Genomic DNA, 13,278 nt, shown 5'->3' with positions numbered 1-13,278 from the left:
CTGCTTTTCTGCTTTTCTGCATCTTAATTCTTAAAATTGTCCAAACTTTAGTATAATATATTGAGTTGACCAAAATCCAAACCATATTTCTTGAGGGCATTGGATCCAGCATTTCCACCCAGAGAAGAAACTCTGGCATCAATAATATGTTCATTATTCTGAATTTGAAGGACAACACATGCTGAACACAGTTTCTTGAACAACGCAGCGGTATTTTGATCCAACTCACCGAGGGTTTTTAAGGTTGGGAATGAATACGATCCTGGATTCCTGATTTCCCCAGCTAAGATGCGCCCAAAGAGAAGTTGTCCCTCCTCATTACTCTGTGGACGCGCCTCTCTCTCAAAGATGTTAAGCCAAACATCGTCGATTGTCTTTTCTTCACTGCTGTTTGTTTCCTGATTTATTGAATCAGCAGATTGTTCTTGATTAGGTTCATTTGTGCTTTTACTTGTTGGATTATCAGATTCGGTGCTCTTAAGTTCATCGGCAGCAATAGCGGAGATGTTATCAAGGTTAACCTGTTCGCGAAGTATTTTTTGGCCGTACTTGCTTACCGCTGTCCGGGCATATTCTGGGTCAACTTTCATTTGTTGTGCAATTTGGTCTGCATTTTCCCTGATAATCTTAATACGCGCTTCTGATTCTGCTCATTTTTCGGCAGACCTTCGTTCCAGAGCTCCAACAGGTATATCAATTAAAGCGTAGCAAAGACGGTCAAAAGCCTTAAGCGCATTCCGTCTGATTGGAGCCGGGATAGTTGCATCCAAAGTAAGATCGGTAACAACGTCAAGCCCAGTATTTGATGTATCTTTGGTTGATGCGGGTAGATCGGGTTTTGTTTCGTCAGGCATTATGAAGCCCTTTTTGTTGTGTATTGATCAGATTAGCGGACAGATGATTGCCCATTTTTCCGGTTGTTTCCTCTATGATATTATATCACCCTCATCAAAGAATTGCCAGATTTTTGACCATGTATTATGGAGGGATTCAGTTTTCGGTTTTTCGTGTATTTTCGCGGAGGTATCGCGAGCCGGAGCTCGCTCCTACAGCGAAGAGTTCTGGAGCGTTGAATACTTCTGTAATATGCTAGGGGACCTGTTAGAGACATATCACCCCTACGGGGTTGAATATTAAGAAAGGTGTGCGTTTCTATAGACATGTCGCCCCTACGGGGCTTTGTTTTAGCGGTATCAACGTTTTCTACACAGAGGTCACCCTTACGGGGATGAAGACACGATACTACAAAAAACGCAAAAAATCCGTGTTATCTGTGAAATCCGATAAATCCGCGATTCAGAGAAATACCCGCTGCTATACAGATGGTGGAGAAACACCCAAGCAAAATCCCTTATGGAGATGAGGAAGGTTTTTATGGAATAATCCGTTTTTTGAGTCGGACCGATGCGGTTAGGAAACCGCACCTACCGTATAGGGTTATCAACAATCAGGCGTTACCACTTACAGTCTTTAGCCGCTACTCTCCAAAATCTTTGTGACGTTTTCGGCGATGCGTTCCTCTAACTGATGTGCCTCGGCATTTAGGATTTCTAATTCTTCGTTGAGTTCGCCAAATCGCTCTGCAAAGTCGAAATCATCGGGTGCTTGTTCGGCAACGCCGACATACCGACCCGGGTTGAGACTCCATCCCTGTGTTTCAATTTCGGCAATCGTAGCCACTTTGCAAAGCCCTGGCACATCAATGTATTCCGTATCTGGGAATTTGGTGGCGAGGAAATCCGCGCTACTATGTTGGTTTTCAGGAGCTTCCCCGCGATAGAGTCTCACAATGTTCGCAAGAAATTCGAGTTGCAAAGGCGTGAATTCCCGATGTGCGCGGCTCACTGTGTGATAGAGATGCCTGGCATCTATGAACAGAACTTTATCGCGTCTCTCACTATCCCGTTTGGATTTATCGAAAAACCAGAGAGTGCAGGGCAAGGTTACGGTGTAGAAGAAATTTGAAGCAATGCTGACGACGACATCAACAGCACCGGATTTGATAATCTCGGTTCGAACTTCCAGTTCAGAGGCACGGGCATCGGCAGCGGAGTTCGCCATCACAAAGCCTGCCCGACCCGATTCAGAGAGGGCACTGTAAAAGAGTTGAATCCAGATGTAATTGGCATTGTCAACGCGAGGCATGCCGAAGGGAAATCGGGGATCGTCTTTGATACGTTCTCTATCCACGCGATCTACATTGAAAGGTGGATTTGCCATCACAAAGTCAAACTTGTCGAAGCAGTTATGTGGATCTTCGTAGTAACTGTTGGCTTGTCTAATATCGCCTTCGAGTCCATGCACAGCCAAGTTCATTTTGCACAACCTGATCGTCTCAGCGACACGCTCAATCCCGTAAAGGCTGATATCCCCTTGAATTCCATTTTGCTGGTGATTGTGAATAAATTCAGCACTTTGGACAAACATACCGCCGGAGCCACAGGCGGGATCAAAAATACGTCCGTGAAAGGGTTGGAGGATCTCGACGATGAGTTTAACGAGGGAGGTAGGGGTGAAGAATTCGCCGCCGCGTTGACCTTCGCTCATGGCAAAATTACCGAGAAAGTATTCGTAGACCTTCCCGAAGGCATCCCCTTCAATATCCATAGGAATCTGCTCCATGATACGGAGGAGTTCGAGGAGCGTGTTCTTTTCAAGGCGATTGTAAGTTTTCGGTAGGACTCCATCAACCTGAGGATTTTCTGCTTCTATCGCCTTCATGGCGTCGGTGATGGCTTGTCCGATGTTCTCGCTCTCGGGCAAATTCAGCAGGTATTGAAAACGTGCTTCCTCTGGCACGTAAAATATGCCGCGCGCTTGGTATTGTGTTCTCGGATCGGTCCGTCTCCGCCTGCTCGTAGAGGCTTCCGTGCTGATTTCTTGCTCAGCCTGTGTAAATTTATGATCGGCGTAGCGTAGAAAGATAAGTCCAAGCACAGGCGTTGAGTATTCCGAAGCCCGAAGGCGTGAATTGGCTCTGAGCTCATCGGCAGCACTCCAGAGTCTCTTTTCGATTTCTGCAAGATTCGCGTTCATAAGGCTTGCTCCGAGAAAAATTTATCTGCCGACGGACATTCCCCAGCGTCCACCGTCTACATGTATCGTTTGCCCTGTGATGTAAGAGGCATCGTCGCTCAGGAGGAAAGCGATGGAAGATGCGATTTCTTCCGGTCCACAGCGGCGTTTCATGATACAGGAATTGATTGGTGTCTCCTCCAATTCCCTCTTACGTGCGGCAGGATCCGGTGCCCTCCCGAAGTGCATCTCTGTAACGACCCAGCCGGGTGCGACAGCGTTAACACGAATACCGTAGTCGACGAATTCATACGCCATTGTCTTCGTGAGAGAGACCAACGCGGATTTTATCGCATCGTAGACCCATCCCCCGGGTCTGCCGAGGTAACCGCCCTCCGATGAGAGATTGACGATCGCCGCCCCTTCCTGTTTCAAAAGCGGTAACAGGTGCTGCGTAATGACGACCCACCCGCGAAGACCGATTGCGGTTTCGGGCTCCCAATTTGGAATCCATCCACCGTCTTCAATTTTACCACCTCTCGCGATAGCGGCGTTATTGACGAGGATATGGAGTGCAGAAAACTTTTCGGCGACTTCCTGCGCCGCGGCTTGGACGCTTTCGTCATCGGCGAGATCGGTTTCTATAAACAGTGCCTTCCCACCTGCGTCTTGGATTTCAGAGACAGCCTGATTTGCCATATCGACGTTTTTATCGGCGATGATGACGTGGGCACCTTCAGCGGCAAGACGGTTTGCTGTTGCCCTGCCGATGCCGGAGGCACCGCCAGTTATCAAAGCGACTTTATCTGTAAAACGGATTGTTCCCCATGGATTTGTTTGCATAATGTTGTGAGTCCTTAATTGTGAGAAGAACGTAGGGGTAAGTCTTGTGCCTACCCGCAATTAGTAGCCTGCAACAATACGTAGAAATACGCAGAAACACGCAGGTGGCTCGTCAGAAAGACACTTCAAAGATGAAACCCGCGTCATTCTTCCGCAAGGTAAAATTAAGAACCTGCGACGAATCCGCCATCAACGAGCAGAGAAGCACCGGTGACCCATTCTGCATCGTCGGAGGCGAAGAAGACCGCGGCGCGCCCGATGTCTCTCGGTAGACCGAAACGTGGCAAGGCGGTTTTCTCTAACGCTTCTTCAACCTGTTCGGGAGTGAGGTAATCCTGAATCGCCGTCTCGATGTAGCCGGGACAGATGGCGTTGACGGTTATGCCGAATTGCCCGATTTCCAAAGCGGTATCTCGAACCATATTGACGACAGCGGCTTTCGCGGGGGCATACGCTGGTCCGGCTCCACCCCCATACGCGTGAACGGAGGCGATCTGGATAATCCTTCCAAATTTCGATTGTTTCAGGTGTGGAATGGCGAGCTTTGTCGCAACAAAGACCCCGCGGAGGTTGATGCCAACGACCCTGTCCCAATCCGCGATTGAGAGTTCCTGCGCACCGCCGGGGATATGGATGCCTGCATTGTTGACGAGAACATCAAGCCCTCCGAAATGTTCAACGGTTTGCTGAATGACGTGTGCGACCTGCGCTTCGTCTGCGACATCGGCGTGGAGGAAGAGTCCCGCTGCGCCGAGTTTTTCGATCTCTGAGACGGTCGGGGTTGTGGTCTCGGTTTCGTGGTATTTGCCGCGGAGTGGGGTTTCCTGTCTATCGATGACAACGACCCGCGCCCCCTCGCGGGCAAATTCGAGTGCGATGCCGCGTCCGATCCCTGAACTCCCACCGGTTACAATGCAGATGCGATCCTTAAGTAGCATTCCGGACTCTCTCTTCCAAAATAACGGAACATCATTAGGTCACAAAAACTCGCTGGTGACTTACTGTTCCATCCGAAGGCGTAATGTGAATTTCAACGTTACGATTTAGTTTCTTCAGGATCATTAGCAGCCGCTCCACAGTAAAATCTGTAAAATCCATTTTCTTGAGGCGAGATACATCACTCGGATCGAGTCCAAAGCGTGCTTCTGCTTTTGATGGCGTTAGTTTTAGTTGATCAAGAAGACGGTGAATTGCAAAGGCGAGGTCTACTCTTAACTGATGATATTCCGCTTCTTCCTCAGAGAAACCGATGTCTAAAAACACATTGCCAGAACTTTCCGTAACCTTTATTTCTTCACTCATTTTTTGCCTCCATTTCTCGTGCTATTCCCAGGCGTTGCTTGATTAAATCAATTTCCTTTTTGGGGGTGCGAATTCCACGGGTGGATTTTTTCTGAAATACATGCAGCACATAGATGTTCTCACCGAGTTTGACAGTATAAACAGTACGATAGGTGTTTGTATCATAACGGGCAGCGATTTCAAATACACCTGAACCTACACCTATCAGAGGTTTTGCCTTCTGATGTTTACCACCGGTTTGGGCGATACGTAACGCTTCACCTATTGCCTCTCGGGCAGGTTTAGGGAAACTCCGGAGTCGCTCACGCGAATCTCCAATCCATTTCACATTTCTCATCGCTTGATCCAAAATTCTACCGTATCGTTGATATTATACCGCATCTTCCAAAATCTTACAACATTTTCGGAGATGGGTTCCTCACCTACATCTGCCAATTCTCAGCATAAATGCTTTTCCCGTCGCCGTAGTAGCAATCGTAGATATGCTGATAGATTGATCTTGTGCTCTGCACAATCTAAAAGATTATGCTACAAAGGAGCAAATCAGGTTAGAAGTAGGATCTGCCGAGCGAGCTTCCGGATCCGAATGCGTTGTAAGGCGCGCCTGCAGGTAAGGTGTGGAGTCCCCACGTTTCGGTCGTTGCGTCATAACCGACACCCATCGAAACCGCAGGCTCCTGAATCAGATTGACTTGGAACGTGAAGTCCTGACGGACGTTGTTATAGGGCGAGTCTTCGCGCTTAATGCCGACACGGTTCCAAGAGATGCGGAGGTTCCAATCGTGGAGATTACGCGTCATACTAATGCGTTGTGAATAGAATTGGCCCTCAATCGGGTAATAGATAAGACTCACATCAAATTCGAGGTCTTGGCTAAACCGATAGCGTCCAGTAGCCGTAAGAGATCGGGAGGCGCGTCTGGAGGTGTGCCGTTTGCTAAAAGAGTTACCGATACTGACGTTCCAAGCGGGGCGGGTGTATCGGATGTTCGTCCGGAACCCGACCATCTTAAACTGTTTCCCATCGTCGGGATGTGGGTTCGGGTCGTGTGTGAATCGGACGGTCATGTTTAGGTTCCGACTCGGAAGCGGGACGAATGTGAAATCGCTCTCAATGGGTTCATATTTCCGCCTATACAATGGGTCGAACTCCGTAAAATCAGCAGTGAGTCGGGTATCAAAATAGAAGATACGGTGCGCCGACTGGCTCCGTCGGGTCTTGATTTCAAAGTTTGTATTGAAGTTATAGGTGAGCCTTTTCCGTTCATAGAAATAGGTGCTGGGACCGAAAGGATAGAGGTTCTCATCTTCATCAACAGCAGGCTGGTAATTGAATCGGAGTGAGGATTGGATTTCGTGTCTCAACTTTCGGAGTCCAGGAATATAACCCACGTTGAATACCCGGAAAAGCGTGTTTGTGGCGGATCCGTTAAAGCTATAAACGCCCTTTAAAATGTTCCGATTCTTCTGCTGGTCTTGGTCATGCCATATCATATTTGTATTGACATCAAGGCTCATTTGGAGTTCCCGCAAGGGAGTAATCAGGAGCGTTGACTGCTTACGGACATCGAATCCGAGGTCCAACGTCTGTAGATATACATCTCTCTCATCACCCTCTTTCCCCTTATAGACCTCTCTAAAGAAGTTCCCGAGTTCAACATCTAAGTCGAAACTGGTGCTTTCAAGGGTTGGAACGGTGAAAAGTGAAAGAATCGGTGTTTCTGTTTTGAACTTTTCAGCGACGCTTTCCATCCGGTCATTGAGGCGTCCAAGGAGCGGTAGTGCACTCACACGCATCCGAGAGAAATTCACAGTAAATTGTGGCAGTTTCTGTAGCGAAGTTGTGCCTTCACCCGTGAAATCGTGAACGTGTCGGACTTCGATCCTACCGGTAATATCCCCGATGGTTTCCCGTGAAAATGTCAGGTTGCCATTCTCGTCGCGATCGTTGTCAGACACAGTAGACAGACCCGTCCCATAGGTGAGTATTCCGAAAGTGTTCAGCCTGGACTCTCCGGGGAGTTTCAGTTCTTCCTTGAAATTACGGGCTTGCAACTCCGTTCTGCCAGTGAAATTGATGGGGCGTCTACCTTCTGCCCGGCTATCCCATGGGGTATAAAAGGATTGCGTATGTCCCCATCGCATAATCCACCGTCTACCGATACGTGTTGCGTTCTGCCGCTCGTAGGAGTACCGGTCTGCGCCGTAGAAATAAATATCGCCTCGGTAGGTTCTCTTTTTATCAACTTTGATGAGTCGGAAGGATTTTTTGGTTTGAATAGGACGGCTGCTGTATTCACCGGCGTATAGCCTTTGTGCATCTGAGGCAACGGCACTCGGATCCTCCCACCTGCCCCGAAAACCGTGTTTCCGATAGACTTTCAGTTCATCCTCCTCTTCTTCGGCATCATCTTCTTCAGCAGCGTCTTCAGGCGTTGTGTCGTCATCGGACGGCTCGGCAGTCGTTTCGCCTTCTACTTCACGCTCTGACTCGTCCTGCTCTACGGTTTCGTCTTCATCGATATCGTCCACCTCGGTTTGCTCTACGGTTTGATCTTCATCGGTATCGAGGGTATCGCCATCAGCCTCCTGCCTTTGGTTTTCAATCTCACTTTCTGTCCCCGGACTGCTTTCTATTTCGGACGGACTGCTGACTTCTGACTGTTTATCACTGACCGCTTCTTCCGTTGCGTCTTGGGATTCACCCGCCTCTATATCTTGTGAGTCGCCATCTCCTTCGGTTTCTTCCGGTTTAGGGTTCATCACGTCATCGTAGAAAGTATCCCACTCCGCTTCAAACTGTTCAGCGAGTGCCTCGAAGTTCGGAGTCTCCTCTTTTTCAATCAATTGGAAAAGATAAAGACCTTCAGGCATAGTGATAGGTCTCCGTTCAATAACGTCTCCCGGATTCTCTAATCGTCTCACTGCGGAGCGCCACGAGGATTCCATCTCGTTTAAGAGCAAGCCATTACCTTCATTTGGTTCGGATAAGGTCGGTTCGGCGAGGTCTGCGAATTGCTCAGGAACATGGATCAGTTGTTCAAACGGTTCACCTTCGTGAGCACGTTTGAGCATGTCATCTGCCAATTCGCGCAGGACGTATTCCGTGTCTTCACTGGCGGTAATAGCAATATCAATGCGGCGGAGTTTAATTTCACGTTCGCCGTAGACATCAAGCACCCGTTCTGCTTTAAGGATGTGGAAGGCAGATTCAGTTTGGACGATAGGACTAATTTCTCCCTCTTGTAGTGCGAATAGGGCTTCCTCTAAAATTGGATCGAGTTTGGGTTTGCCCTCCTCGTCAATTTCCCCGGGGACGAGGAATCCCATATCGCCGCCATCGTAACGGGTGTCGAAATGGTCAGAATTGTTCTGCGCGATTTGTGAGAAGTCAGCCCCTTCTTCTTTGAGCTGCCCAAGCACTTCTTCTGCCTTGTCGCTTGCACGCTTGACATCCTCTTCAGTGATTTTATATTCAATAAAAATCTGACGCAGCCAATAACGGTCATATTCACCGTCAAGCCGATCCTGCAATTCATCTGCTTTTTCTTTTAATTTCGTGCGTTGGTTGGGTGTTACATCGGGTGGAATCGGGATATAGATTTCTTGAAACTGTGTATCATTGAATCGGTATTTGCCTTCGAACCCGAATCCTTGTCCGCGCTTTGAGCTTCTATCGTAGAGAAGTGCCCCATCGTAACGACGCTTCCGTGCCACAGGTAAAATGATGCTGATGTTGGGACCTTGATAACTATCCGTTCCAATTTTAACGATAATCTTTGCGATCTTACCTTTCCGTATGTCCCGCCGAATAACAGGAAAATAGAAGAGAGGAAACCCACCAATACGTAAAACGATATTTTTGGCGATCATCTCCTGATCTTTTTGGACAATCACTTCGGACACACTAAAATGGTAGTGCGGATGCTTCAGTGTGCAGGTTGTGAGGGAGGCACCTCGAATATAGGAGCGATTTTCCTGTATTTTAAAGATTTCACTGCCCCCGAAGTACCACGGGTCGCTGAAAGTGAACCCGTTTCGGGCAATCCCTTTCTTGTTGTCAAGGTTAAAGATGAGTTCATCGGAATAAGTTTCTTCGTTCCCAATCTTTAGGTGGACGTTTCCGGAGGCTCGCATGAGGTTGTCGTCGAAATCCGCCCAGATATGGTCTGCTCGGAGAATGACATCCTCAAATTTGATCAGCGCGTTCCCGTGAATTTGGACGAAATTACCCACCATAGCCATATCGTCGCCATCGCCGATGATCATGCCTTCTCCAGGGACATCTGTTTCCGGGTTCAAGCGTTCCGAGCCGGATCCCACTTCCTGTGTCTGATCTGTAGATTCTTCAGACGCGGGGGGGGCAACGGATTGTGCCTCTTGTGCAATAATGGATTGTATTGGGAAACCGAGGAGACATGCAATGACGAATGGTATATGGAGAGCAGTCCGGAAAGCCATAAATTAAAAATCTTTCAGTTCAATTTTAATGTAAGCGTTTTCAAGGAGTTTGTTGGTGTATGCGTCCCACTCCTCTTGGAATCGCTGCTGGCGGAGTATCGAAGTAATCTGTTGTTTCTCTGCTTCACTGAGGCTTGGACTATTCCGTTCGTCGACTTTAAAGATATGAAGACCGGATTCGGTTTCGTGGGGCTGACTGTAAGTGTCGGGTTCGAGGGCTTCAATGATTGTCCGAGTTTTAGGATTGAGTTCAGTTAAGGAGCGGATCCCGAGGTCACCGCCGTTATCTCGCGTCTCGGTATCATCGGAATGTGCTGCTGCGAGAGCATTAAAATCTTCACCGTTTTCCAGTTTTTTGAAGACTTTAACAATGCGCTCGCGCGCTTCCTGCATAGCCTCTGCACTCGGGGTGAGGGGAACAATGAGATACCGAAATGCGCTCATCTTATCGGTTTTCATTTCGACAGTGAAAACATAGAGTCCCTCGTTTCCTTCAACCGGCTCGCTGAATTTACCAGCCTCCAAGGTTGTGAGTACATCCTGGAATATCTTTGGGAACCTTTTGAGCTCCTCTGTGGTAGCTTCTATGAGAATTCCTGCCTGTGAGCTTGGATTTTCCTGAGAGGTGTAGCGTCGTGCGACCTCTTCAAACGTCGCGCTACCTGTTATGATTTCATTGAGAGCATTTTTCACAACTTCAGATGCGGCATCCCGATCGGCTTGATTCGGTTCAAAGGCGACAAAAATGTGTCGTAAATGCACTTTATCTGTTTTAGTGGGGAGTTGATCCCGATTTTCCTCAAAAAATTCTTGGATCTCGCGCTCGCGGACTTGCAATCGAGGCACAATTCTTCCCATCACAAGTTTCTCTGCTTTGAGATTTCGCTCCGACTGCTCTCGAAACGCTACGAGTGTCATACCCTCTCTGTTTAATTGCTTTTTAAATTCTTCGTCCGTTTCAATTTTATATCTCTTCTTAAAGTCTTGGATGTACTGCTCAATTTCTACATCGCTGACGGTAACCTTCAGCGTTAATGCGGCTTCCAAAAGGAGCATCTGCCTGATAAGTCGGTCCAGTAATTCGGGTCTTTGTCGCTCTGCCTCGTTGAGTGCTTCCCGTTCGCTGAAACGATAAACCTGTTGGAGTTCCATGGCACGCTGATTCACCAAGACATCGAGTTCCCGCTTGGTCACGACATCGTCATTAACGTAAGCGATGATTTGGTCAAAGGTGCGAGCCGCACTGCTCCCCGCACTACTGCTAATAAGTAGTAGGATAAGCATGAGATAGGCAGTTATTCTACAAGCCATTATGTATGGATGCCTCCATTATCAGTCTTCGGTTGGGAGGGTGGATTTGGTTGGAAGGTTGGAAGGTTGGGGGCACCCATCCTTCCATTCTTCCTATCTTCCATCCGAGGGTTATTCTTCAGGTTCTGCCTCTACGGGAGGCACTTCGGATTGCTCTTCCTCCGATGCCGCCTCGGCTTCTTCAGATTCTCCCTCTGGGATGCGATCTATATACGTTTTGACTTCGGCGCGTTCTCGGAGTTCAGAAACCCAGCTGTCCATAAGTGCCTGTCGTTTCTCACGTTCCGCTTTTCGGATGACACTCTTACGAACGTCTTCCTCCTCAAACGGTTTTTGGTATTCATCGCGAGCTTCGTCTTTTCGGAAGATCATGTAGTATTTCTCTCCCTGAACGTCGACTTCAATGACACCCTCGTGCATCTGACCGATCTCCGCAGCAAATGCCGCATCCAAGAAAGGCTCAGTTCCCGAAGGAAAGGCACTCCGACTAATATAGTCGGTGTCCCCTGGCGTAGAAGGATTCGCACCGGGACCGACGAGTTCCCCGCGGTCGGAGAGTTCCTGAGCGACTTCAAGGATGTCTTTGCCTCCCGTGATTTGCGCGTAAACTTCATCAGCCCGCTCTTTGTTCATGAGCGTAACACAGGAAAGTCTGACCTGCGCGGGACGCACATATTCTGCTTTGTTCGCTTCGTAATGCTGAATGTAGTCGTCTTCAGTCAAAACGAGTTTGTCGTCGATCTCTTGCGCGGTAATTTTCTTAACCATCAACTCGTGAAGATAATCCTGAACCTTTTTGAGGATCTCTGGGTCTTCGTTGAGTTTTTCGTCTCGGGCGAGACTGAGGATGAGTCGACTCTCCGCCATGAGGAGCATATAGGTTTCCAGCCCCTCTTTATCCTGATATTGACGCTGCTTGTATTCGGGGAGTTCACTAATTTCCTGCATCATCTCATCAAGGGTGATGCGCTGTTTACCATTCCAGTCAAATTCAGCGATGACGGTTCCATCAGCACCGATCGCCTTATCGCCGCAGCTATAAAAGACAGGGTGCGTAACAAGGATCCCGATTAAAAGTAAAGGGGCAATTCGCGACGAAAAAATTCTGCCCATGAAGCGGGCAACTCCTGTGAGCATTTATCTAACTCCTTTTCTCAACCCAGCCCTTTGGCTGGGGACGTTGCTTCCACAAAATGGGAAAAGACTACTGATCTGATTCCTCGGTTTCCGCTTCTTCGGGTTTCGGCGGTTCCGGAATATTTTCAGGATAGGTTTTTAACTTACCTTTTTCCGTAATTTCGGAGACCCATTCGTTGATGCGTGCGCGTTTCTTTTCACGCTCAACGGTTCTGCGGACATCATCTTTGACCTCATCGAATGCCTGCTGACGGTCGGGGTGATGCTCTTCTTTGCGGAAGATGAGGTAGAAGGTTTCATCGTTGACATCTACCTCAAAAAGGGTATCCGTTATTTCGCCGATCTCTTGCTCAAAGACAGCGTCAATGAATTCCGCCCAACGCGGTGATGCGGATTTGGTAAACATGTAGGTGTTCCCTGGGTCGTCTTGATTGGTGCCAGGTCCGTTGGCGAGTTTACCCGCTTCGCCGAGTTCTTTTGCCATCTCAATGATGTCTGTGCCTGCTTTGATGGCATCAAGGGTCTCATTGCCAAAATCTTCATCGTCAATCGTAATGCAGGTTGCGCGAACTTTGGCTTCCTCAATGTAGTCGCTTAAATTCGCTTGATACTTCGCCATGAGGTCCTCATCGGAAATGACGATCTTCGCGTCCACTTCAGCCTCGGTCAATTTTTCAACCATCAGCTGATGGGTATAATCCTCAAGCTTTTTAACGTGTTCCTCAAGCGAATCGAATCCGTCGTCGGCAGCGCGAAGAATCTGGAGACGTTCATCTATCAATTCCTCAAGATACTCGGCTTTGTCTTCCCGAGTCTCGTAGTTCTGCTGACGATAAACGGGCAATTCTGCGATGGCAGCGTTCAAATCAGCCAATGAGATTTGATGCGGCTCGCCATTCCATTTGTACTCTGCCAAAATTATCTCGCTTTCGTCCATAGCTTCCATGGGTTGTTCATGACCATCGGATTGAACAAATCTCCATGTCAATAGACAGGTCAGAGTAACAATTACAAAGATAGCAATCGTTTTTCTCATATTTTTAACATTCCTTGCGGTTCGGTCAGGTGGATTTAGGAAGTGAAGTGTTTTTCCGTATATCCAGCCTGCCCGTTGGTTAGGCTTACGCGCTGTGGATGGTGCGCGTAGCATGCCTCTTTTAACATTCCTTGCGGTTCGGTCAGGTGGATTTAGGAAGTGAAGTGTTTTTCC

Annotated in this window: 10 protein-coding genes; all 10 read right to left on the bottom strand. The window is 48.3% G+C overall.

What is annotated here, in order from left to right; translation table 11 throughout:
* Positions 1-47: 47 nt before the first annotated feature.
* A complete protein-coding gene (locus F4X88_16655; GenBank protein MYA57914.1) occupies positions 48-590 on the bottom strand; it encodes a DUF2806 domain-containing protein in 543 nt (180 codons plus the stop codon).
* A gap of 880 nt (positions 591-1,470) precedes the next feature.
* The gene (locus F4X88_16650) at positions 1,471-3,036 is read right to left on the bottom strand and encodes an SAM-dependent DNA methyltransferase (protein MYA57913.1); all 1,566 of its coding nucleotides are present in this window, start codon (positions 3,034-3,036) and stop codon (positions 1,471-1,473) included.
* A 21-nt stretch (positions 3,037-3,057) separates the two neighbouring features.
* Positions 3,058-3,858, bottom strand: a complete 801-nt coding sequence (locus tag F4X88_16645) for an SDR family oxidoreductase (protein ID MYA57912.1) — start codon at positions 3,856-3,858, stop codon at positions 3,058-3,060.
* Between the two features lie 164 nt (positions 3,859-4,022).
* Positions 4,023-4,796, bottom strand: a complete 774-nt coding sequence (locus tag F4X88_16640; GenBank protein ID MYA57911.1) for a glucose 1-dehydrogenase — start codon at positions 4,794-4,796, stop codon at positions 4,023-4,025.
* A 34-nt stretch (positions 4,797-4,830) separates the two neighbouring features.
* Positions 4,831-5,160 carry an XRE family transcriptional regulator gene (locus F4X88_16635; GenBank protein ID MYA57910.1) on the bottom strand — a complete coding sequence of 110 codons (330 nt, stop codon included), beginning with the start codon at positions 5,158-5,160 and terminating at the stop codon, positions 4,831-4,833.
* Positions 5,153-5,497: a type II toxin-antitoxin system RelE/ParE family toxin gene (locus tag F4X88_16630; protein MYA57909.1), complete on the bottom strand. Its 345-nt coding sequence runs from the start codon at positions 5,495-5,497 to the stop codon at positions 5,153-5,155. The genes F4X88_16635 and F4X88_16630 overlap by 8 nt, the downstream gene beginning before the upstream one ends.
* Before the next feature lie 211 nt (positions 5,498-5,708).
* The gene (locus tag F4X88_16625; protein ID MYA57908.1) at positions 5,709-9,620 is read right to left on the bottom strand and encodes a hypothetical protein; all 3,912 of its coding nucleotides are present in this window, start codon (positions 9,618-9,620) and stop codon (positions 5,709-5,711) included.
* Positions 9,621-9,623: 3 nt separating this feature from the next.
* Positions 9,624-10,931 (bottom strand): hypothetical protein, encoded by a 1,308-nt coding sequence (locus tag F4X88_16620; protein MYA57907.1) that lies wholly within the window; start codon positions 10,929-10,931, stop codon positions 9,624-9,626.
* A gap of 111 nt (positions 10,932-11,042) precedes the next feature.
* Complete coding sequence (locus F4X88_16615; GenBank protein ID MYA57906.1) at positions 11,043-12,068, bottom strand: hypothetical protein; 1,026 nt, start codon at positions 12,066-12,068, stop codon at positions 11,043-11,045.
* Positions 12,069-12,135: 67 nt separating this feature from the next.
* Positions 12,136-13,218 carry a hypothetical protein gene (locus tag F4X88_16610; protein MYA57905.1) on the bottom strand — a complete coding sequence of 361 codons (1,083 nt, stop codon included), beginning with the start codon at positions 13,216-13,218 and terminating at the stop codon, positions 12,136-12,138.
* Between the last annotated feature and the right edge of the window lie 60 nt (positions 13,219-13,278).

Source organism: Candidatus Poribacteria bacterium, assembly GCA_009839745.1.
In the GTDB taxonomy this organism is placed as follows: Bacteria; Poribacteria; WGA-4E; order WGA-4E; family WGA-3G; genus WGA-3G.
This window is presented reverse-complemented; position numbering and strand designations above follow the sequence as displayed.

Excerpts from the sequence above, each read along its gene's own strand:
- F4X88_16610 (MYA57905.1), bottom strand. The coding sequence starts at position 13,218 with ATGCTACGCGCACCATCCACAGCGCGTAAGCCTAACCAACGGGCAGGC.
- F4X88_16635 (MYA57910.1), bottom strand. The coding sequence starts at position 5,160 with ATGAGTGAAGAAATAAAGGTTACGGAAAGTTCTGGCAATGTGTTTTTA.
- F4X88_16620 (MYA57907.1), bottom strand. The coding sequence starts at position 10,931 with ATGGCTTGTAGAATAACTGCCTATCTCATGCTTATCCTACTACTTATT.
- F4X88_16655 (MYA57914.1), bottom strand. The coding sequence starts at position 590 with ATGAAAGTTGACCCAGAATATGCCCGGACAGCGGTAAGCAAGTACGGC.
- F4X88_16640 (MYA57911.1), bottom strand. The coding sequence starts at position 4,796 with ATGCTACTTAAGGATCGCATCTGCATTGTAACCGGTGGGAGTTCAGGG.
- F4X88_16650 (MYA57913.1), bottom strand. The coding sequence starts at position 3,036 with ATGAACGCGAATCTTGCAGAAATCGAAAAGAGACTCTGGAGTGCTGCC.
- F4X88_16625 (MYA57908.1), bottom strand. The coding sequence starts at position 9,620 with ATGGCTTTCCGGACTGCTCTCCATATACCATTCGTCATTGCATGTCTC.
- F4X88_16615 (MYA57906.1), bottom strand. The coding sequence starts at position 12,068 with ATGCTCACAGGAGTTGCCCGCTTCATGGGCAGAATTTTTTCGTCGCGA.
- F4X88_16645 (MYA57912.1), bottom strand. The coding sequence starts at position 3,858 with ATGCAAACAAATCCATGGGGAACAATCCGTTTTACAGATAAAGTCGCT.
- F4X88_16630 (MYA57909.1), bottom strand. The coding sequence starts at position 5,497 with ATGAGAAATGTGAAATGGATTGGAGATTCGCGTGAGCGACTCCGGAGT.